Here is a 20,597-nt window from a genome sequence, read left to right on the forward strand (position 1 = left end):
AGCCGGACGGGCCGGCGTTGTCAGACGTCCAGCTGGTCGGCGACCGCGCGGAGCAGGCCGGCGATCTTCTTGCCGGAGGCCTTTTCGGGATAACGGCCCTTCTCCAGCATCGGGGTGATGTTCTCGAGGAGGGTCGTCAAATCCTGCACGATCGAGGCCAGCTCGTCGGGCTTCTTGCGCTGGGCGGCGGCCACGGAGGGCGTCGGGTCGAGCACGATCACCGAAAGCGCCTGATCGCCGCGCTGACCGGCGACCACGCCGAACTCCACGCGCTGTCCCGGCTTGAGCGCATCGACTCCGGCGGGGAGAACCGAGGAATGGACGAAGACGTCACCGCCGTCGTCGCGGGAGAGAAAGCCGAAGCCCTTCTCGCTGTTGAACCACTTGACCTTGCCGGTAGGCACGTCTGTCCTCGTCCTCGTACTCGTCGGGAAAACTGCTTCGGAAACGGCTCTTGATAGCACTAGAGCGGGTCGTCCGTGACCCGCTGCTACCAAGGCTAATGGTCTTGGACCCGGTGACAAGACGTCCCCCGGTCGTTCTCTCGCGCAGGAACTACCCTGGTCCGGTGCGTGACAAAACCCAAGCGAATTCCGCCGGGCCCGGTGACGGACTGATCCGCGCCGGTGCCATCGTGTTCTTCATCGGGGCCCTGGCCGCCCTGATCACCGTGATCCCGCTGTTCATCGGAACCAAGCCGTTTCCGACCTACATGTACGGCCTGAGCATGCTCATGGGCGTCGGTTTCCTCGTGGCCGGCGCGGGCGTGCTGCGGTCGGTCGCCGCCGGGCGGCGTCAGGCGCGGGAGGCCGCGGCCTCCCGCTGACCGTCGCGGTAGCCGGCCAGCCACCGCGGGAAGGCGGACAGGTCCGTGAGGACGACGTCCGCCCCGGCCGCGCGCAGCTCGTCCGCCGGGCAGGGGCCGGTCGCCACGGCGACCGACAGCGCGCCCGCGGTACGCGCCCCGCGCACGTCCCCGATGTGGTCGCCGACGTAGACCCCCGCGCCGTGCTCGCGCAGCGCCTCGGCCTTCTGCTCGGCCCACAGGTCGCCCACGACGACGTCCGGCTCCATGCCCAGGTGGGTCAGGTGCAGCTCGGCGTTGGGCCGGTACTTGGCGGTGACCACCATGGTCCGCCCGCCGGCCGCGCGCACCGCGGCGAGGGCCTCACGCGCGCCGGGCATGGCGGGCGTCGCCGCGATGGCTATCGACGCGTACATCTCCCGGTACAGCTCCGCCACGGCCGGCACCTCCTCGGCCGGGAACCAGTTCACCAGCTCGTCCGTCAGCGGCGGCCCGAGCCGGGTGACCGCCAGATCGGCGTCGATGTACGTCCCCGTGCGCTCCGCCAGCGCCAGGTAGCACGCGCGGATGCCCGGCCGGGAGTCGATGAGGGTCATGTCGAGGTCGAAGCCGACGGTGAGGGAGGCCATGGGGAACATGGTGCCAGGTGGCCGGGGCGCTCCCCATCCTCCGTTCCCGTGACCCGCGTCCCCCGCCGGGGCGATCAGCCGCGGCGCTGTGAGCGCCACACCAGGTACAGCGCCGAGGCGACGGCCGCGCCGCGCACCACCCACGGCCACGTCTGGGAGACGGCGTCGCCCATCTGGCCCTGGGCGATCGGGTCGCCCCAGCGGCCGCTCTGCCGTCCCCACAGCCACACCAGGCCCGCCGCGGCCGCCGTGCCGGGCAGGACCAGGACCGCCCACTTCGCCTCGGCGGGGGACAGCCGCCGCGAGGTGTAGGCGACCGCCCAGCCCGCCAGCAGCGCGAACCAGTTGCCGAGCACGGCGCCGACGACCAGCGCGGCGGCGGCCAGCAGCAGGAACGGGTTGGTCCAGCCGCCCGCGGGGCCGGGGAGCAGACGGCGGGCGGGGGCGTCCTCCGCCGGGGCGGGGGCGCGGCGCGGGAACAGGCCGAAGCGGCGGGCGGGAGCGGCCTCGGCGGCCTCCTCCCCGGGTTCCTCCTCCGCCTCCTTCTCCGGCTCGCGCGCCCGCTCCGTCTCGTGCGGGGGCCGCTTGAGCAGATCGGGGATCTCCACACCGCCGACGAAACCCGGCACCTCGTCGGTCTCCGGGAGCGCGCCACGCCCGGCGCCGGCGAAGGGGCCGTCGGCCACCCGCCACCAGTCGGGCGGCAGGGCGGTGTCCCCCAGTTCGTGCGCGGGGGCGGTGTGCGGCGGGGACGGGGCGTCCTTCGGCACGGACGGCTCCGGCGCGGCCGGGGGCTCGGTGGAGCGGGGCCGGGGCACGACCCGGCGCAGCAGCTTCGGGAGCTGCTCCTCGGCCGGCTCGGGGCGCGGCGGCCGCTCGGGGGCCGCGGGCTGGACCGGTACGGCGGCCGGCGGCCCGGCCGTCCCGGTGCCGCCGGAGCCGCCCGCGGCCCGGACCACCTCGTCCGGGGTGCCCAGCCGGTCCAGGATGCGGCGGACGGCGGCGGGACTGTCCACCGTGGCCCTCGCCCGGTCGCGGTCGATCTCGTTGCGCAGTTCCGACACCAGCCGCATCCGGGCGGACGACGGCAGCTGCCGCTGCTGCGCGATGTCCCCGACGCGGCTCAGGTACTCGTAGACGACCTTGTCGCTTTCGATGCCCACGGAATCCCTCCGGGGTGACGCCGACTGAAACCCCGTGAGGACGGTAGCGCAGAGCCTGGCCGCCCCCGCCACGGCTGAACCGCCGGGGACAACCCGCTACCGTTGGCCGGATGAGCCAAGAGGCCAACCCAGCCCCTCGGTCCCTCGCGGAGGCCCTCCGCGCCAGGGACGACGCCTCCCTGGCCGCGCTGCTGCGCAGCCGCCCGGACCTCATCACGCCCGTCCCCACCGATCTGACCCAGCTGGCCACCCGGGCCGGCACCCGGGCCTCGGTGCTGCGGGCGCTGGAGCGGCTGGACCGGTTCGCGCTCCAGACCGCACAGGCGCTGGCCGTGGCCCCGGACCCGGCCCCCTACCCCGTCCTGCTCGGGCTGATGGCCGGGGACGCCGGGGACGAGGCGGTGGCCGCCGCGCTGCCCCGCGCCCTCGGCACGCTGCGCGAACAGGCGCTGGTGTGGGGCGACGACGATCGGCTGCGCCTGGTGCGCACCGCCCGCGAACTGCTCGCGCCCTCCGCGCAGCACCCCTCGCCGACCGGTCTGGGGCCCACCGTGTCGGAGGCCACCTCGGGCATGTCTCCGGGGCGGATCCAGGAGATCGTGACCACCGCCGGGCTGGCCTCGACGCACGACTCGGTGTCGGCGGTGGCCGCGCTGACCGCCCTGTTCACCGACCGGAAGAGGATGTCCCGGCTGCTCGCCGGGGCCCCGGACGCCTCCCGGGAGGTGCTGTCCCGGCTGGTGTGGGGGCCGCCGTACGGGCAGGTCACCCCGGAACCGGCCGCCCATCTGCGCTGGCTGCTGGACCGGGGGCTGCTGCTGCCGACCGCTCCGGGCACCGTCGTACTGCCCCGCGAGGTGGCCCTGCATCTGCGCGCGGGCCGCGCCCACCGGGAGCCCGAGCCGCTGCCGCCGGCGGTGGAGCCGGCCGCCGCCCACCGTCCACAGGTTGTGGACGCGACGGCCGCCGGGCAGGCCCACACCGCCCTCGCCACCGTCGAGGAGCTGCTGACGGACTGGAACGAGGGCGGGCCCGCGGTGCTGCGGGCCGGGGGCCTGAGCGTGCGCGATCTGAAGCGGACCGCCATCGCCCTGGACGCGCCCGAGCCGGTGGCCGCGTTCTGGGTCGAACTCGCCTACGCGGCGGGCCTGTTGGCCTCCGACGGCGAGGCCGACGAACGCTATGCCGCCACCCCCTTCTACGACGAGTGGCTGGAGCGGCCCCCGGCCGAGCGCTGGGCGCGGCTCGCCCAGGCCTGGCTGACGGGCACCCGGACGTCCGGTCTGGTCGGCGGCCGGGACGCGAAGGACCGGACGCTCTCCGCGCTCGGCCCGGGCCTGGACCGCTCGGCCGCGCCCGAGGTGCGGCACCGGGTGCTGACCCTGCTGGCCGGCCTGCCCGCGGGCACCGCCCCCGACCCGGACTCGGTCCTCGCCCGGCTGCGCTGGGAACGCCCCCCGCGCGGTGCCGCGTCCACCGCCCGGACCGGCGCGGAGGGCGGCACCGAGGACCTCCGTGCCCGCCTCGCCCGCTGGACCCTCTCCGAGGCGGAACTGCTGGGGGTGACGGGCCGGGGCGCCCTGTCCGCCCATGGCCGGGCCCTGCTGGGGGCACCGGCACCGGGCGGCCCCGCCGGTCCCGCCGACGCGGGCGGCCCGTCCGGGGCGGGCGAGCCCAGCGGCCCCGGGGACAAGCTCCCCGTCCACCACCGCACGACGCCGCAGCAACCGCTGCCCGCCCTCCTCTCCCCCACCGAGCAGGCCACCGCCGCCGCGGCCGCGGCCCGCGTCCTCGCGCCGCTGCTGCCCGAGCCCCTGGACCACGTACTGCTCCAGGCGGATCTGACCGCGGTGGCGCCGGGCCCGCTGGAGCGGCCGCTCGCCGAGACGCTCGGGGTGCTCGCGGACGTGGAGTCCAAGGGCGGCGCGACCGTGTACCGGTTCACCCCGGGGTCGGTGCGGCGCGCGCTGGACGCCGGGCGGACCGCCGCCGACCTGCACGACTTCCTCACCCGGCACTCGCGCACCCCGGTCCCGCAGCCGCTCGCCTACCTGATCGACGACGTGGCCCGCAGACACGGCCATCTGCGGGTGGGCGCCGCCTCGGCGTACGTCCGCTGCGACGACGACGCCCTGCTGAACGAGATCCTCGCCGACAAGCGCGCCGCCGCCCTGCGGCTGCGCCGCCTCGCCCCCACCGTGCTGGCCGCGCAGACCGACCCGGCCGCCCTGCTGGAGGGACTGCGCGCGATGGGCTTCGCGCCCGCCGCCGAGTCCGCCGAGGGCGATGTCCTGATCGCCCGCGCGCACGCCCACCGCACCCCGCCCCGCACCGCGCCGGAACCGGTGCCGGAGGGGCCGCCGACGCCCGACGCCACCCTGCTCACGGCCGCGATCCGCGCCATCCGGGCCGGCGACCTGGCCGCCACGGCCCCCCGCAAGCCGGCCGGGGCCGACCCGGCGGCCGGCGAGCTGCCCCGCACCTCCTCCGCCGAGACCCTCGCCACCGTGCAGGCCGCGGTGCTCACCGGGGAGTCCCTGTGGATCGGCTACGTCAACGCCGAGGGCGCCGCCAGCCAGCGCGTCATCGCCCCGGTCCGGGTGGAGGGCGGCTTCGTGACCGCGTACGACCACACGGCCGACGAGGTGCGCACCTACCCGCTGCACCGCATCACGGGGGTGGCGGAGCTCGCCGGGGAGTGAGCGGGGACCCGCACCCGGGCCCGCGTGGCGCCCGCGACCCTCCGTGATCGCCGCCGGATGGGGCACACTGGACGTTTGGCCGTAGTGGGAGGCCGTAGTGGAAAGGGTGTACCGCGCGTGAATGGTCCACTGATCGTCCAGTCCGACAAGACCCTGCTCCTGGAAGTCGACCACGAGCGCGCCGACGACTGCCGCCGGGCCATCGCGCCGTTCGCCGAGCTGGAGCGGGCCCCCGAGCACATCCACACCTACCGGGTGACGCCGCTCGGCCTGTGGAACGCGCGGGCCGCGGGGCACGACGCGGAGCAGGTCGTGGACGCGCTGGTGCAGTACAGCCGCTATCCGGTGCCGCACGCGCTGCTGGTGGACATCGCCGAGACGATGGACCGCTACGGCCGCCTCACCCTCTCCAAGCACCCCGCGCACGGACTGGTCCTGACGACCACGGACCGGCCGGTGCTGGAGGAGGTGCTGAAGTCCAAGCGGATCGCCCCGCTGGTCGGTGCCCGGATCGACCCCGACACCGTGGTGGTCCACCCCTCCGAGCGCGGGCAGATCAAGCAGACGCTGCTGAAGCTCGGCTGGCCGGCCGAGGACCTCGCCGGTTACGTGGACGGCGAGGCGCACCCCATCGAGCTGCGCGAGGACGGCTGGGCGCTGCGGCCGTACCAGAGGCAGGCCGTGGAGAACTTCTGGCACGGCGGCAGCGGTGTCGTCGTGCTGCCCTGTGGCGCGGGCAAGACGCTGGTGGGCGCCGCCTCCATGGCCGAGGCGAAGTCGACCACGCTCATCCTGGTCACCAACACCGTCTCCGCCCGGCAGTGGAAGCACGAGCTGGTGAAGCGGACGTCGCTGACCGAGGACGAGATCGGCGAGTACAGCGGCACCCGCAAGGAGATCCGCCCGGTCACCATCGCGACCTACCAGGTGCTGACCACCCGGCGGAAGGGCGTCTATCCGCACTTGGAGCTGTTCGACTCCCGGGACTGGGGTCTGATCGTCTACGACGAGGTGCATCTGCTGCCGGCTCCCGTCTTCAAGTTCACCGCCGATCTCCAGGCACGGCGGCGGCTGGGGCTGACCGCCACGCTGGTGCGCGAGGACGGCCGTGAGTCGGACGTGTTCTCCCTGATCGGGCCCAAGCGGTTCGACGCGCCCTGGAAGGAGATCGAGGCGCAGGGCTACATCGCGCCCGCCGACTGCGTCGAGGTCCGGGTGAACCTGACGGAGTCCGAGCGGCTGGCGTACGCCACGGCCGAGACGGAGGAGAAGTACCGCTTCTGCGCCACCACGGACACCAAGCGGAAGGTCACGGAGGCGATCGTCCGCCGGTTCGCGGGTCAGCAGGTCCTCGTCATCGGCCAGTACATCGATCAACTCGATGAACTGGGCGAGCACTTGAACGCCCCGGTCATCAAGGGCGAGACCTCCAACGCCCAGCGCGAGAAGCTCTTCGACGCCTTCCGCGAGGGCGAGATCAACGTGCTGGTGGTGTCCAAGGTCGCCAACTTCTCCATCGACCTGCCCGAGGCCACGGTCGCCATCCAGGTGTCCGGCACCTTCGGCTCCCGCCAGGAGGAGGCCCAGCGGCTCGGCCGGGTGCTGCGGCCCAAGGCCGACGGCCACCAGGCCCACTTCTACTCGGTCGTCGCCCGCGACACCATCGACCAGGACTTCGCCGCCCACCGCCAGCGCTTCCTGGCCGAGCAGGGCTACGCCTACCGGATCATGGACGCCGACGAGCTGCTGTCGGAGACGGAGGGCTGACCGGCGCGGGGGGCGGGCGCCGTCACGCCCGGCGTATGCCCGCCTCTTCGCCGTACTCGCCGAGGATCACCACGCCGAACGCCGCCTCGGCGAACACCTTCAGGGCGCGCAGGGCGCTGCCGAGGAGGTGACGCGGGGCGCCGTCCACGGCCGTGGCCCCGGTCGGGGGCCGGGCGGAGGAGGGGGAAACGGTTGCTGCGCTCATGCCTCCATGGTGGAACCGTCCGCCTCGCGGTGGTATCGGCCCAGAGGCCCAATTCCCCGGGCCGCCGCCTACGCCCCCGGGTGGACCCCACCCCTACTTGGGCCCACCCCCATCCCCTAGGTACGGCGGCCGCGATCTCACGCACCTCTCCTTCGACGAGTCCTGGACGCCGCGGACGGCAGGGTGCTGGGGCGCACGCGGACGATGACCGTGGCGTCCGGCTCCGAGCACACCCCGCACCCGGACCCCGCGCGGATGGGGCTGAGCGTCGGCGAGGGCGAGGAAGGGTCGCCCGTGCTGTGGGGGCGCTGGGACGGGCGGCGGCTGGCCGCCGAGCGCATCGGTGTCGAGCGGATCCTCCTCGCGGCGAGCCCGTCCGGCCGGCGCCTGCCGACCGTCGACACCGGGCGGTGGTCCCTCGCCCTCCACCGGACGCAGGACGGCTCGGTGCTGCGCGAACTGGACGCCCAGGGCACCGTGCCGGGGCACCCGGGGAGCACCGGCGAGGACCGGGTCCACTGGGACCACGACGCGGCCTTCGTCGACGAGGACACCCTGATCGCCGGGACCTCCGGGTGCGACGCCCGCCACGGCGGCGCCCGCCACTGGCTGGTCGACGCGCGTGGGATGACCCTTCGCGGCGAGATCTCCTACCCCGTTCCCGTCTCCGGGCCCGCCCGCCCGGCGGGGGACGGCGCCTGGTACACGGTCTCCGGGGACGGGGCCCTGGTGCGGCTGTGGGAGCCGGACCGGGAGGACTGACGCCGGCCGGCGTCGTCCGCGGCGGCCGGCAGGCCGGCCGGACCGGCCGCGGGATATTCATTGGCGTTCGCCACGGCGCCTCACTAAAATCCTCCCCCTTGCCCGCCTCCCCTCCCCGGAGTGCCGCCGCCCGGCCGGAAACCGGACGGCACGTCGTCCCGCACGACCTCGTCACCGTCGTACCGCCCGTAGCAGGCCCACCGGAGGCACCCCCTTGTCCACGTCCGCCCACGACCAGGCCGTCGACCCCCTCTCCCGCGAGCGCTCGCACCTCGCCGAATCCCGCGCCGCCCTGCGCGCCATGCGGGAGGACGTGGAGGCGCTGGACATCCGGGACGTCACCGCCAACTGGGTCAACGCCGAAGTGCTCAGCCGCCAGATCGACGACCGCATCAAGGCGCTGGCCGACCTCAGCGACACCCCGCTGTTCTTCGGCCGGCTCGACTACCTGCACGCACCGGGGGCGGAGCAGGCCGAGGGCGCGCAGGGCGAGCAGTTCTACATCGGGCGGCGGCACGTGCACGACGCCGACGGCGACCCCATGGTCATCGACTGGCGCGCCCCGGTCTCGCAGCCGTTCTACCGGGCCTCGAAGAAGGACCCGATGGACATCGGGCTGCGCCGCCGCTTCGGCTACACCGGCGGCGACCTGACCGCGTACGAGGACGAGCGGCTGTCCGACCCCGCCGAGGCGGCCACCACCAGCAAGCTGCTCCAGCAGGAGATCGAGCGCCCGCGCGTCGGCCCGATGCGCGACATCGTCGCCACCATCCAGCCCGAGCAGGACGAGATCGTCCGCAGCGGGCTGGGCGGCACGGTCTGCGTCCAGGGCGGTCCCGGCACCGGCAAGACCGCCGTCGGCCTGCACCGCGTGGCGTACCTGCTGTACGCGCACCGGGAGCGCCTCGCCCGCACCGGCACCCTGGTCATCGGCCCGAACAAGTCGTTCCTGCACTACATCGAGCAGGTGCTGCCGGCCCTCGGCGAGCTGTCCGTGCAGCAGGCCACCGTGGACGACCTGGTGGCGCAGGTGGAGGTGCGCGGCACCGACGAGGCGGCCGCCGCGGTGGTCAAGGGCGACGCCCGGATGGCCGAGGTGCTGCGCCGGGCCCTGTACTCGTACGTGACCACGCCGACCGAGCCGGTGGTGGTCGTGCGCGGGTCGCGGCGCTGGCGGGTCCCGGCGTACGAACTGGAGGAGCTGGTCCGGCAGTTGCTGGACCGGGACATCCGGTACGGCGCCGCCCGCGAAGCCCTGCCGCAGCGGATCGCGCACGCGGTGCTGGTGCAGATGGAGCGGGCCGGCGAGGCACCGGACGACCGGGTGCAGGACGCGGTGGCGCGCAACAGCGCGGTGAAGGCGGCCGTGAAGGCGATCTGGCCGGCCGTCGACCCGGCGAAGCTGGTGCTGCGGCTGCTCTGCGAGCCGGAGTTCCTCGCCGAGCACGCCGAGGGCGTCCTGGACGAGGACGAGCAGAAGACGATCCTGTGGGCCAAGCCCGCGCGCAGCGTGAAGTCGGCCAAGTGGTCCGCCGCGGACGCGGTGCTGATCGACGAGGCGGCCGACCTGATCCAGCGCACGCACTCGCTCGGGCACGTGGTCCTGGACGAGGCGCAGGACCTCTCCCCGATGCAGTACCGCGCGGTGGGCCGCCGCTGCACCACGGGCAGCGCCACCGTGCTGGGCGACCTGGCGCAGGGCACGACGCCCTGGGCGACGCGGAGTTGGCACGAGGCGCTGGCCCACCTGGGCAAACCGGACGGCGTCATCGAGGAGTTGACGGCCGGTTTCCGTGTGCCGACCGACGTCATCACGTACGCCTCCCGGCTGCTCCCGCACATCGCGCCCGGTCTGACCCCGGTCGCCTCCGTCCGTGAGAACCCGGGCTTCTTCGAGGTCCGCCCGATCGACACCACGGACCAAGTCGTCGCGGCCTGCGAGGAGTTGCTGCGCAACGAGGGCTCGACGGGCCTGATCGCCGCCGACGCCCGGATCCCGGCGCTGGCCGAGGCGCTGACGGCGGCGGGCATCGGGTACCTGGCCCCGGGCGAGGAGACCACCCGCGAGACCCGGCTGACCCTGGTGCCGGCCTCGCTCGCCAAGGGCCTGGAGTACGACTACGTGGTGCTCGACGAACCGCAGGCCGTGGTGGACGGCGAACCGGACGAGCGGACCGGGCTGCGGCGCCTGTACGTGGCCCTCACCCGAGCGGTCTCCGGCCTGGTCGTGACCCATGCGGCACCCCTTCCGGAGCAACTCGTCTAGACCGGTACACGGCTGTTTCCTCCCACCCGTTGGTCCCCGGCCCGACTGGGTCTATCGTCGGAATCCTGAGGCCAGGGCGAGGGAGGACGGCCGGTGATGCCGCAGGACGAGGCCGTGATCGGCTGCACGGGGAAGGTCCTCATAGGAACGCGTGGCTCCGCGGGACCGGGCGAGATCCTGGTCCGGGTCAGGGGCGGTTCCGAGACGTTCCTCGCCTGGTCGGAGGAGCCCCTGCCGCCGGGCGCGACGGTGCTCGTGATCGAATCACGGGGTTCTCGCGCGGTCGGCGTCATCGAGTGGGCCGATCCATTGGACGCGCTCGGCGGCGGCGCCGCCGACGCCTGCTGAGGAGTACGAGAAAATGTTCGGATACCGCGTACCCGCGCCCGACGAGGCGATGCTGATCTCGGGCGGGCGACGGGGACTGGGGGGCGCGCCGTTCCGAGTGGTGACGGGCCACGGCAAGTTCGTGGTCCCGTTCTTCCGCAAGACCCGCTTCCTCTCCCTCGCGATGTGCGAGTCGGAGGTCACCGAGACCTGTGTGACCAAGCAGGGCATCGCCCTGCACGTGCGCGCGGTCATCGCCTTCAAGGTCGGCAACGACCACGAGAGCATCATCAACGCGGGCCAGCGCTTCCTCTCCGACCAGGACCAGATGTCGGTGCTCACCGGCCGGATCTTCGCCGGCCATCTGCGCGCGATCATCGGCTCGATGACCGTCGAGGAGATCGTCACCGAACGGCAGAAGCTGGCCGCGGAGGTGCTGGACACCTCCAAGACCGAGATGGCCAAGATCGGCCTGATCGTGGACTCGCTCCAGATCCAGTCGATCGACGACGGCGACACCGGCTACATCGACGCGATGTCCGCCCCGCACAAGGCGGCCATCCAGCGCCAGGCGCAGATCGCGCAGGCGCAGGCCACGCAGGCGGCCGTGGAGGCAGAGCAGGAGGCGGCCCGCCGGCAGGCGGAGTACGCCCGGAAGACCGCGGTCGTCAAGGCCGAGTACTCGGCCGAGGTGGACCGCGCGCAGGCGCAGGCGGCGCAGGCCGGTCCGCTGGCGCAGGCGCACGCGCAGCGGGAGGTGCTGGACGCGCAGACCGAGTTGGCCGAGCGGCAGGCGCTGCTGCGGCAGAAGCAGCTGGTGGCGGAGGTCGTGAAGCCGGCCGAGGCGGAGGCGGAGCGGGTGCGCATCCTCGCGGCGGCGGAGGCCCAGCGGATGAAGATCCAGGCGGAGGCGGCGGCCTCGTACGACCGGGTCGCGCTGGACCGGATGCTGATCGACCAGCTGCCGCAGATCGTGAAGGAGGCGGCCGGCGGTCTGTCCGGCGCCAACGTCAACGTCCTGAACGGCGCGGACGGCCTCGGCGAGATCGCGGCCGGCCTGGTCTCCCAGGGCCTGACCATCCTGGACTCGGTCCGGCAGAACCTCGGCGGCCAGGAGTCCGACGGCCGCCGCACCGAGGAGAACCGCAACAACGGACTGCTCCAGCTGCACTCGGGCAAGAACAAGAAGTCGGACGACGGCCCGGTGGACGTCGACTGACGGGCGCCCGGCGCACCCTCGCGACCGCCCCGCTCCCGTACCGGTCTCCCGGCCGGGGGGCGGGGCGGTCCCGCGTCGAGGCAGGGTTCACGCGCCGCGCCCCGGGCCATCTACCCGGTGAGGCCCTGGCCGGCCGCTCCGTCCAGGACCCGGCGCCACTCCTTGACGGACGCCTCGGACACCGGTCCGTGCCAGCCCTGGGGGCGGGCCGCGCCGCCGATGTGGAAGGCGTCGAGGCCGGCGGCGAGCAGGGGCGGGACGTGCTCCAGGCGCAGCCCGCCGCCGACGAGGATGGTCTGGTCGTAGCCGGGTTCGCCCTGGCGGCCGAACTCGGCGAGCAGGGTGGGCAGCCCCTCGTCCACGCCGGTGGCGGAGCCCGCGGTGAGGTAGGTGTCGAGGCCGGGCAGGTCGGCGAGCTGCTTGCGCAGGGCGTCGCGGTCGGCGGCGCGGTCGATGGCGCGGTGGAAGGTCCACCGGCAGCCGTCCAGCGCGGCGACGACCCGCTCCACGGCGGCCAGGTCCACTCCGCCGTCCGCGTCGAGGAAGCCGAGCACGAACTGGTCGGCGCCCACCGACCGCATCTCGTCCGCCACACGGAGCAGCCGCTCCACGGCGCCGGCCGCGAACCCGTCCGCCAGGCGGAGCATCACGCGCAGCTCGATGTCCACGGCGGCGCGGATGCCGGCGACGGTGGCGGCGGACGGGGTGAGCCCGTCGGCCGCCATCTCGGTGACCAGCTCCAGGCGATCCGCACCCCCGGCCTGGGCGGCGACCGCGTCCTCGATGTCGAGGGCGATCACCTCCAGGACTGCACGCTTGCTCATGGCACCCCATTCATCGCGGCCAAAGATCCGACTAAAGGTCTAGTCCAATTTAAGAGTACGCCGACGGGGAGGCGCCAGTACGCCACCGGGAAACCGCCCGGCCGCCGCTCAGCCGAACACGTTCAGCTCCGCCACCGTCGCCCCGGCCAGCTCGTACCCGCGGCCGTCGACCGAGCGGCCCGAGTAGAGCCGTACGAGGGTGGGGGCGTCGCCGATGTAGCGCGCGGGCGGGGCACCCGGGGCGGTGGCGCCCAGCAGCAGCGGCTCGTCCAGTTCGTCCAGGTCGGCGTGGAGGGGCACGTGGTCCAGCACACGGGTGTACCGGGCCAGCAGATCGAGGGCGTACGGCAGGCCCGCGCCCGCGTACGCGCCCGGCGCGCCGAGCACCTCCCGGACGTCCCCCGCGTGCACCCACTCGCCGAGGGCGACGGCGTCCAGGCGCCCGTCCCCCCGTGCGAGCACCGCACCGGCCTCGGTCATCCCGCGCTCCAGCTCGTCCACCACCTGGCCGTCGGTCCATGCGGCGCGCTCGGCGATGTCCCGGTCGTTGGCCTCCGGCGAGAACACCCCCTTCTCGAACCGCCGCTCCACCACCCGGCTCAGCACGGCGGAACAGTGGGCCAGCACATCCCGCACGGTCCAGCCCGGACACGCGGGCACCGGCAGGGCGAAGTCGGCGGCGGGCCGGTCACGCAGCAGCGGTATCAGGGCGTCCCGCTCGATCGTCAGCAGCCGCCCGGGCAGTTCGGGATCCCGTCCCTCACGCAGATCAGTCATGCGCCCAAGCTAGGATGCCTCCCCCCGTCCGCACCGCCCGAACGCGAGAATGGCCCCATGGCCGACCTCGACGCCCTCCGCACCCGCTTCGCCCGCGCCCTGGAGGCGGCCCGCGCCCCGGGCGGCGGGCCGGACCCCGCGCCCTACGCCGACCACCTCCTCGCCCGCTGGCAGGAGCCCCAGCGCCGCTACCACACGCTCGCGCACCTCACCGCGGTCCTCGACCACGTCGACACGCTGGCGCCGTACGCGGCCGATCCGGACGTCGTACGGCTGGCCGCCTGGTTCCACGACGCCGTCTACCTGCCGGAGCGCTCGGAGAACGAGGAGCGGTCGGCGCGGCTGGCCGAGCGGGCCCTGCCGGAGGCGGGGGTGCCGCAGGCGAAGACCGCCGAGGTGGCCCGGCTCGTCCGGCTGACCGTCACGCACGACCCGGCCGACGACGACCGCGACGGCCAGGTGCTGTGCGACGCCGACCTGGCGATCCTGGCCGCGCCCCCGTCGGCGTACGCCGTCTACACCGCCGAGGTCCGCGAGGAGTACCACTTCGTCCCCAACGACGCCTTCCACCAGGGGCGTTCCGACGTCCTGCGCCAACTCCTGGCCCTGCCACGGCTGTTCCGCACGCCGTACGGCCGGGAGCACTGGGAGGCCACGGCCCGCTACAACCTCGCCGCCGAACTGGAAATGCTCTCGCCCTGACGGTGGCCGCCACCTAGGGTGCGGCCATGCGAGCGATGAGCGGCGACCAGGTGAACGAGGCCGTGGCCGGGTGTGTGGCCGTACTGCGGGAGGCGGTGGGGCGGGACTGGCACGGCGTGCGGGCCGGGCGGGTGGAGTGGGACTGCCACACCACCGCCGTGCACGTCGCGGACGACCTCGTGGCGTACGCCGCCAACCTGGCCGGACGCGCGCGGGACGCCTACATACCCTTCGAGCTGAAGCCGGACGAGGGCACCGGCAACGCGGGCCTGCTCCAGGTCCTGGAGGCCACCGGCGCGTTGCTCGCCGCCGCCGTGGCCACCGCGCCGCCGGACGTCCGCGCCTTCCACCCCTACCCGTTCCGCGCCGCCGACCGCCACGGCTTCGCCGCGATGGGCGTCGCCGAAGTCCTGCTGCACACCCACGACATGGCCGAGGGCCTCGGTCTTGCCTACGAGCCGCCCGCCGAACTCGCTGAGTCGGTCCTGGCCACGATCTTCCCGCACGTCCAGCCCGGCCCGGAGCCCTGGCCGACCCTGCTGTGGGCGACCGGCCGCGGCGAGCTGCCCGGCCGGGACCCGGTCACCGAGTGGCGCTGGTACAACAACCTCGTCCTGGGCACCGAGCGCCTCACCCTCACCGGCGTCCGCCCGGCCGCCGCCCGCGATCTCGCCCTCGGCGGCGACGGCGGCTTCGACTGGCTCGGCGACGGCCCCGAGGAGGGCACCCGGGACGCCGCCCGGATGCTGGTGAAGGCGTACGAAGCCGGTGTCCACCGGCCCGAGTTCACCTCCTTCGTCCTCGTCCGCACCGAGGACGGCCGCGCGGTCGGCGCCCTCGGCTTCCACGGCGCCCCGGACGAGGACGGGCGGGTGGAGATCGGCTACAACCTGGTCGAGGACGCCCGCGGCCGGGGATACGCCACGGAGGCCCTGCGCGCGCTGGCCGGCTGGGCGCTGGCCCGCGACGACGTACGGACGCTGTACGCGCGGGCCCGGAAGGACAACGCCGCCTCCCAGGGCGTCCTCACCCGCGCCGGGTTCGAGCCGCTGGGCGCGCTCGACGACCGGCTCCTGGCCTACGAGCGGCACGCGTGAACGCGGGCCGGTGCGGGCCCGGGGCGCCTACGAAATCCCCCGCCGCACCAGCCCCTTGGGCCGCCGCAGCCCCGACGCCCGCAGCAGCCGCACCACTTCGCGGCTGCTGACCTCCACCGCGCCGGCCGCCACCGCGTCGGCGTACCGGTGCTCCGGCAGGTCGTAGTGGTCGCGTTCGAAGGCCCGCCGGGGCACCCCCAGCCCGTCGGCGAACAGGCGCAGTTCGTCGTACGACACATCGCTCACCAGGTGGGACCACAGGCGCCCGTGCCCCGGCCAGGTGGGCGGATCGATGTACACCGTCACGGACGCCTCACGCGGACGGCGCCCCGCCGAAGGCCGAGGCGAGCGAACCCACCGCCGCGACCTTCACGCCCGCCTTGTGGCACACCCAGTGCGGGTCGGGGCCCAGCTCCGGCTCCACGTCCAGCGCGTGCGGGTCGCCCGAGCCGCAGGCCGGACACAGCGGCCAGCGGCCGTACCGCTCCAGCAGCGCGTCCTGCACGTCCTGCGCGACCAGGCCGGCCACGTAGCGCACGCCGTCCGGCCACTGCTCGACCCACCAGCGGCGCTGCGCCACGGAGTCCTCGACCAGCGACACCACGTCCGCCTCCGCGACCCGGCCGGCGACCAGATCGGCGAGGACCAGGGCGCGGGCCGCGTGCAGGGCCTGTTCAAGGGGACTGATGGGCTCCATACGACCCATTGTGCGCACTCTTGACCCGGACACCGAACCGAAAATATCTTTCAGAGGTGACCCAGGACGTGAAGGAAAGTTTCGGCAGTCCCGTGGGCTCGCTCGCCGCCAAGGTGCGCACCCTCGCTCCGTCGATGACCCGGTCCATGCAGCGCGTCGCCGAGGCCGTCGCGAGCGACCCGGCCGGCTGCGCCGCCCTCACGGTCACCGGCCTCGCCGAACTGACCGGCACCAGCGAGGCCACGGTCGTGCGCACCGCCCGCCTGCTCGGCTACCCCGGCTACCGGGACCTGCGCCTCGCCCTCGCGGGCCTGGCCGCCCAGCAGCAGTCCGGGCGCGCGCCGGCCATCACCACCGACATCGCCGTGGACGACCCCATCGCCGACGTCGTCGCCAAGCTGGCCTACGAGGAGCAGCAGACCCTCGCCGACACCGCGGCCGGGCTCGACACCGGCCAGCTCGGCGCGGCCGTCGCCGCGCTCGCCGGCGCCCGCCGCACCGATGTGTACGGGATAGGCGCGTCCGGGCTCGTGGCCCAGGACCTCACCCAGAAGCTGCTGCGCATAGGACTCATAGCGCACGCGCACAGCGATCCGCATCTCGCGGTGACCAACGCCGTCCAGCTCCGTTCGGGTGACGTGGCGGTCGCGATCACCCACTCCGGCTCGACGGGGGACGTCATCGAGCCGCTGCGGGCCGCCTTCGAACGCGGGGCGACGACGGTGGCGATCACCGGCCGCCCCGACTCACCGGTCACCCAGTACGCCGACCACGTGCTGACCACGTCCACCTCACGGGAGACCGAGCTGCGGCCGGCCGCGATGTCCTCGCGCACCAGCCAACTGCTCGTGGTGGACTGCCTGTTCGTGGGAGTGGCCCAGCGTACGTACGAGACGGCGGCGCCCGCGCTGGCCGCGTCGTACGAGGCGCTGGCGCACCGGCACCGCTCCGCCTCCAGGTGAGCGACCGCACGGGGGAACACCAGCACGCGAACCGGCATCCGAGACCGAGAGAGCCGCTCCCATGACCACCCAAGACCTGCGCAGCCAGCTGGCCTCGCTGACCACCGAGGCCTTCCGCCCCGAACTCGCCGACATCGACCGACTGCCCACCCTCGACATCGCCCGCCTGATGAACGGCGAGGACACCGGCGTGCCCGCCGCCGTCGCCGCCCGGCTGCCGGACATCGCCGCCGCCATCGACGCCGTCGCCGAGCGGATGGCGCGCGGCGGCCGGCTGATCTACGCCGGCGCGGGGACCGCCGGGCGGCTCGGCGTCCTGGACGCCTCCGAGTGCCCGCCCACCTTCAACACCGACCCGGCCCAGGTCGTCGGCCTGATCGCGGGCGGCCCCGGGGCACTGGTCAGCTCCGTCGAGGGCGCCGAGGACTCCGCGGAGCTGGCCCGCGCCGACCTCGACGCCCTCAAGCTCACCGCCGACGACACAGTGGTGGGCGTCTCCGCCTCCGGGCGCACCCCCTACGCCGTCGGCGCCGTCGAGCACGCCCGCGCCCAGGGCGCCCTGACCATCGGCCTGGCCTGCAACGAGCACAGCGCGCTGGCGGCCGCCGCCGAGCACGGCATCGAGGTCGTGGTGGGCCCCGAGCTGATCACCGGCTCCACCCGGCTGAAGGCGGGCACGGCGCAGAAACTCGTGCTGAACATGGTGTCGACCATCACGATGATCCGGCTCGGCAAGACCTACGGGAACCTGATGGTCGACGTCCGCGCCTCCAACGCCAAGCTGCGCGCCCGCTCCCGGCGCATCGTCGCGCTGGCCACGGGCGCGGGCGACGAGGAGATCGAGCGGGCCCTGACCGAGTCCGGCGGCGAGGTCAAGAACGCGATCCTCACCCTGCTCGCCGACGTGGACGGCCCGACGGCCGCCCGCCTTCTGGAGGACTCCGGCGGCCATCTGCGCGCCGCGCTCGCCCGCGCGAGCGGCTGACCCGCACGCTCGGGGGGTGCACCAGGACCCCGCCTCCACCGCGACCGCCGTCCTCGCCCATGTCGGCGGCCCCGCCAACGTCCTCTCCGTCACGCACTGCATGACCCGGCTGCGGCTGTCCCTCGCGGACGCGGACGCCGTGGACGACGCGGGGCTGCGGGCGGTGCCCGGGGTGCTGGGGGTGGTGACGGACGGGGGCGCCTGCCAGATCGTGCTGGGTCCGGGGGTGGTGGAGGCGGTCACCGCTCAGGTGGCGGCGCGGACGGCACCGAGACCCGCGCCCGCCCGGGGGCGGGCCGGCCCGAGGGCGGCCCTGCGCCGCGTCGCCGACGTCTTCGTCCCCCTGATCCCCGCCCTGATCGGCTGCGGCGTCCTCGCGGGCCTGAACGGCGTGCTGCTGAACACCGGCCTGCTCCCCGGCCTGACCCCGGCGCTGTCCACGGTGGCCGGGGCCTTCATGGCGCTGATCGCGGTCCTCGTCGGCTACCAGACCGCCCGGGAGTTCGGCGGCACGCCGGTGCTGGGCGCGGCGGTCGCGGCGGTCGTCGTCCATCCGGGGGTGGCGAAGGTGACGGCGTTCGGGGTGCATCTGGTGCCGGGCCAGGGCGGGGTGCTGGGCGCGCTGGCGGCGGCGTTCCTGGCCACGCGGGTGGAGCGGTGGTGCCGGGGCCGCGTCCCGGACGCCCTGGACGTCCTGCTCACCCCCACGGTGACGGTCCTGGTCCCCGGCCTGGTCACGCTGTACGGCCTGATGTACGCGGCGGGCGCGGTGTCCGCCGCGATCGGCACGGCGGCGAACTGGCTCCTCGGCACCACGGGTGCCCTCGCCGGCCTCCTCCTCGGCGGCCTCTTCCTCCCCCTGGTCATGCTGGGCCTGCACCAGGCCCTGATCCCCATCCACGCCACCCTCATCGCCCAGCAGGGCTACACCGCGCTGCTGCCCCTGCTGTCCATGGCGGGCGCCGGCCAGGTCGGCGCGGCACTGGCGGTGTACGTCCGCCTGCGCCACGACGTCTCCTTGCGCACGACGATCAGATCGGCGCTTCCGGCGGGCCTGCTGGGCGTCGGCGAACCCCTGATCTACGGCGTCTCGCTGCCCCTCGGCCGGCCGTTCCTGACCGCGTGCGCGGGCGGCGCGGCGGGCGGGGCGTTCATCGGCTGCTTCGCGATGCTCGGCACCAGGGTCGGCGCGACCGCGATCGGCCCGTCCGGCTGGGCCCTCTTCCCGCTGCTCGCGGGCAACCGGGGCCCGGGCCCGACGGCGGCGGTCTACGCGGGCGGTCTGTTCACCGGCTACGCGGTCGGCTTCCTCGCGACGTACCTCTTCGGCCTGCCGGCCGCGACGAGGCGCTCAGGGGGCCTGCCACACAAGGGTGTACCGCCAGAAGAACCGCCGCCGCAGCCGGGCTCCGGGCAGCAGCCGACGGGCCTGTCCGGCAATCTCTGAGAAGGTCATCCCGGGCGGCCGGGTGGGCGCGGTCATGGCCACGGGCCGCCGGACGGCCGCCCGGCCGCGGTTCTTCACCAGACCGAACAGCGGGTTGAGCGCCAGGGAGACCACCCCCCGCACGTCCTCGTCCCGCGCACACCCCACGACGACCAGCGTCCCGCCGGGGGCCAGCTCCCGCCGGAACCGGGTGAGGGCCTCGGTGAAGGGGAGGTGGTGCAGTACGGCGACACAGGTGATGACGTCGTAGGGTCCGGGCGGCAGCCCGTCGGGGGCGGCGCCGAGGCAGTACTCGACATTGGCCACGGCCCCGCCGGACTCCCGCGCGCGCTCCAGGATCTCCGGATCGGTGTCGACCGCGGTCACCCGCTCCGCCCGCCCGGCCAGCGCCCGCGCCAGCTCCCCGGCCCCGCATCCCACGTCGAGGGCCCGCCCGAAGCGGCGCGGCAGCCGCCTCAGCAGCCAGGGGTGGAAGTGCGCGTTGTGATCCCAGGGGTAGGTGTCGTTGACCCGCCCCAGCACGTCGACCAGTCGCCTGCTCAAAGTCACCACGCCCCAGTCCACCACGGCGGGCCCCCGTCCTGGACACTGGGAGGACCCACGGAAGCCGCCTATCGACCGGGAACCGCCATGAACCACGCCCAGCTGGCCGCCCTCGGCCGGGCCCTTCGGGTGCTCGGGGAGCACGGAGAGGCGCTGGCCGCCGACACCCCCGACGGGCGGCTCCAGGAGATCAGGGCGGATCTGCGCAGGGCGCTGGATCTGCTGGAGGAGAGCGCCGGCACCAACGCGCCGGCCACCCGGTGCGCCGAGCACCCGCAGGGGCCGGTGGACGAGAGCGCGCCCGATCTGTGCCTGCTGTGCGAGACCCGGCGCCGGGCGGCCCGCCGCTCGGAGTTCCAGGGACGGCCGGGCCCGGCGCAGCCGGCGGCCTCGGCGCCCTCGCGGTACGGCGTCCGGGAGGACCGCCCGCAGCCCCAGCAGCGGTGGCTGCCGGAGCTGTGGAACGGGCAGGAGTGGCAGCTGTGCGGCACCCCCCGGCGGGACCGGCGGGAGGCCGAGGCGTATCTCGCCGCCCAGCGGCGCGGCGCGCGGCCCGCCATGGCCTACCGGCTGGTGCACGAGTTCACCGACTACGAGGTGCTGCGTGTGTGGGGGACGCCGGTGCGCGTCGACATCGAGCCGATGAACAACCTGTAGCGCCCCCGCCCGGACCGCCCCCGGCCGGGGGGCATCCGCGGCCGGGGCGTCCTTCGTCGAG

The 20,597-nt window shown here is 74.5% G+C and carries 22 protein-coding genes; 13 read left to right on the forward strand and 9 right to left on the reverse strand.

What is annotated here, in order from left to right:
- Positions 1–20: 20 nt before the first annotated feature.
- Positions 21–404: a cold-shock protein gene (locus tag BLW85_RS40600; RefSeq protein WP_030734743.1), complete on the reverse strand. Its 384-nt coding sequence runs from the start codon at positions 402–404 to the stop codon at positions 21–23.
- A gap of 164 nt (positions 405–568) precedes the next feature.
- On the opposite strand from BLW85_RS40600, the gene BLW85_RS18245 reads away from it, so the two are divergent.
- Positions 569–826 (forward strand): hypothetical protein, encoded by a 258-nt coding sequence (locus BLW85_RS18245; protein ID WP_070023982.1) that lies wholly within the window; start codon positions 569–571, stop codon positions 824–826.
- On the opposite strand, the gene BLW85_RS18250 is transcribed toward BLW85_RS18245, so the two are convergent.
- Both BLW85_RS18250 and BLW85_RS18255 read right to left on the reverse strand, forming a co-directional pair.
- Positions 796–1,443: an HAD family hydrolase gene (locus tag BLW85_RS18250; protein ID WP_070023984.1), complete on the reverse strand. Its 648-nt coding sequence runs from the start codon at positions 1,441–1,443 to the stop codon at positions 796–798. The genes BLW85_RS18245 and BLW85_RS18250 overlap by 31 nt on opposite strands.
- A gap of 65 nt (positions 1,444–1,508) precedes the next feature.
- On the reverse strand, positions 1,509–2,597 hold the full coding sequence (locus tag BLW85_RS18255; protein ID WP_074992613.1) for a hypothetical protein: 1,089 nt from the start codon (positions 2,595–2,597) through the stop codon (positions 1,509–1,511).
- 110 nt (positions 2,598–2,707) lie between these two features.
- On the opposite strand from BLW85_RS18255, the gene BLW85_RS18260 reads away from it, so the two are divergent.
- A complete protein-coding gene (locus tag BLW85_RS18260; RefSeq protein WP_074992614.1) occupies positions 2,708–5,299 on the forward strand; it encodes a helicase C-terminal domain-containing protein in 2,592 nt (863 codons plus the stop codon).
- A gap of 117 nt (positions 5,300–5,416) precedes the next feature.
- Positions 5,417–7,066: a DNA repair helicase XPB gene (locus tag BLW85_RS18265; protein ID WP_070023988.1), complete on the forward strand. Its 1,650-nt coding sequence runs from the start codon at positions 5,417–5,419 to the stop codon at positions 7,064–7,066.
- 22 nt (positions 7,067–7,088) lie between these two features.
- Here the strand turns inward: BLW85_RS18265 and BLW85_RS18270 are convergent, their stop codons facing one another.
- A complete protein-coding gene (locus BLW85_RS18270; protein ID WP_070023991.1) occupies positions 7,089–7,271 on the reverse strand; it encodes a hypothetical protein in 183 nt (60 codons plus the stop codon).
- A 204-nt stretch (positions 7,272–7,475) separates the two neighbouring features.
- Between BLW85_RS18270 and BLW85_RS18275 the strand changes: the two genes are divergently transcribed.
- From BLW85_RS18275 to BLW85_RS18290, 4 genes are all read left to right on the forward strand, one after another.
- Positions 7,476–8,033 carry a hypothetical protein gene (locus tag BLW85_RS18275; RefSeq protein WP_074992615.1) on the forward strand — a complete coding sequence of 186 codons (558 nt, stop codon included), beginning with the start codon at positions 7,476–7,478 and terminating at the stop codon, positions 8,031–8,033.
- A 301-nt stretch (positions 8,034–8,334) separates the two neighbouring features.
- Positions 8,335–10,299 carry a HelD family protein gene (locus tag BLW85_RS18280; protein ID WP_244175034.1) on the forward strand — a complete coding sequence of 655 codons (1,965 nt, stop codon included), beginning with the start codon at positions 8,335–8,337 and terminating at the stop codon, positions 10,297–10,299.
- A gap of 96 nt (positions 10,300–10,395) precedes the next feature.
- Positions 10,396–10,647 (forward strand): hypothetical protein, encoded by a 252-nt coding sequence (locus tag BLW85_RS18285; RefSeq protein ID WP_070024484.1) that lies wholly within the window; start codon positions 10,396–10,398, stop codon positions 10,645–10,647.
- A gap of 13 nt (positions 10,648–10,660) precedes the next feature.
- Positions 10,661–11,845, forward strand: coding sequence for an SPFH domain-containing protein (locus tag BLW85_RS18290; protein WP_074992617.1), 1,185 nt, complete (start codon positions 10,661–10,663; stop codon positions 11,843–11,845).
- A gap of 110 nt (positions 11,846–11,955) precedes the next feature.
- Here BLW85_RS18290 and BLW85_RS18295 read toward each other — a convergent pair whose 3' ends face one another.
- Together BLW85_RS18295 and BLW85_RS18300 are read right to left on the reverse strand one after the other, a co-directional pair.
- Positions 11,956–12,669 carry a copper homeostasis protein CutC gene (locus BLW85_RS18295; RefSeq protein WP_070024000.1) on the reverse strand — a complete coding sequence of 238 codons (714 nt, stop codon included), beginning with the start codon at positions 12,667–12,669 and terminating at the stop codon, positions 11,956–11,958.
- A 108-nt stretch (positions 12,670–12,777) separates the two neighbouring features.
- Positions 12,778–13,446 (reverse strand): maleylpyruvate isomerase family mycothiol-dependent enzyme, encoded by a 669-nt coding sequence (locus BLW85_RS18300; RefSeq protein ID WP_070024001.1) that lies wholly within the window; start codon positions 13,444–13,446, stop codon positions 12,778–12,780.
- A gap of 57 nt (positions 13,447–13,503) precedes the next feature.
- On the opposite strand from BLW85_RS18300, the gene BLW85_RS18305 reads away from it, so the two are divergent.
- Both BLW85_RS18305 and BLW85_RS18310 read left to right on the forward strand, forming a co-directional pair.
- Positions 13,504–14,148, forward strand: a complete 645-nt coding sequence (locus BLW85_RS18305) for an HD domain-containing protein (RefSeq protein WP_070024002.1) — start codon at positions 13,504–13,506, stop codon at positions 14,146–14,148.
- A gap of 26 nt (positions 14,149–14,174) precedes the next feature.
- Positions 14,175–15,245, forward strand: a complete 1,071-nt coding sequence (locus tag BLW85_RS18310; protein ID WP_079172360.1) for a GNAT family N-acetyltransferase — start codon at positions 14,175–14,177, stop codon at positions 15,243–15,245.
- Positions 15,246–15,272: 27 nt separating this feature from the next.
- Here BLW85_RS18310 and BLW85_RS18315 read toward each other — a convergent pair whose 3' ends face one another.
- Positions 15,273–15,551 carry a DUF4031 domain-containing protein gene (locus tag BLW85_RS18315; RefSeq protein ID WP_070024005.1) on the reverse strand — a complete coding sequence of 93 codons (279 nt, stop codon included), beginning with the start codon at positions 15,549–15,551 and terminating at the stop codon, positions 15,273–15,275.
- A 7-nt stretch (positions 15,552–15,558) separates the two neighbouring features.
- Complete coding sequence (locus tag BLW85_RS18320) at positions 15,559–15,942, reverse strand: hypothetical protein (RefSeq protein ID WP_070024007.1); 384 nt, start codon at positions 15,940–15,942, stop codon at positions 15,559–15,561.
- 56 nt (positions 15,943–15,998) lie between these two features.
- Here BLW85_RS18320 and BLW85_RS18325 point away from each other — a divergent pair, with 56 nt between their 5' ends.
- From BLW85_RS18325 to BLW85_RS18335, 3 genes are all read left to right on the forward strand, one after another.
- Positions 15,999–16,904, forward strand: coding sequence for a MurR/RpiR family transcriptional regulator (locus BLW85_RS18325; RefSeq protein WP_070024009.1), 906 nt, complete (start codon positions 15,999–16,001; stop codon positions 16,902–16,904).
- Between the two features lie 61 nt (positions 16,905–16,965).
- The gene (gene murQ / locus BLW85_RS18330; protein ID WP_070024011.1) at positions 16,966–17,889 is read left to right on the forward strand and encodes an N-acetylmuramic acid 6-phosphate etherase; all 924 of its coding nucleotides are present in this window, start codon (positions 16,966–16,968) and stop codon (positions 17,887–17,889) included.
- Positions 17,890–17,905: 16 nt separating this feature from the next.
- Positions 17,906–19,336 (forward strand): PTS transporter subunit EIIC, encoded by a 1,431-nt coding sequence (locus BLW85_RS18335; protein WP_074992619.1) that lies wholly within the window; start codon positions 17,906–17,908, stop codon positions 19,334–19,336.
- On the opposite strand, the gene BLW85_RS18340 is transcribed toward BLW85_RS18335, so the two are convergent.
- Positions 19,241–19,903: a class I SAM-dependent methyltransferase gene (locus tag BLW85_RS18340; protein WP_244174880.1), complete on the reverse strand. Its 663-nt coding sequence runs from the start codon at positions 19,901–19,903 to the stop codon at positions 19,241–19,243. The genes BLW85_RS18335 and BLW85_RS18340 overlap by 96 nt on opposite strands.
- 63 nt (positions 19,904–19,966) lie before the next feature.
- Here BLW85_RS18340 and BLW85_RS18345 point away from each other — a divergent pair, with 63 nt between their 5' ends.
- Positions 19,967–20,536, forward strand: coding sequence for a hypothetical protein (locus BLW85_RS18345; protein WP_070024015.1), 570 nt, complete (start codon positions 19,967–19,969; stop codon positions 20,534–20,536).
- Positions 20,537–20,597: the final 61 nt, after the last annotated feature.

The organism is Streptomyces misionensis (genome assembly GCF_900104815.1).
Taxonomy (GTDB): domain Bacteria; phylum Actinomycetota; class Actinomycetes; order Streptomycetales; family Streptomycetaceae; genus Streptomyces; species Streptomyces misionensis.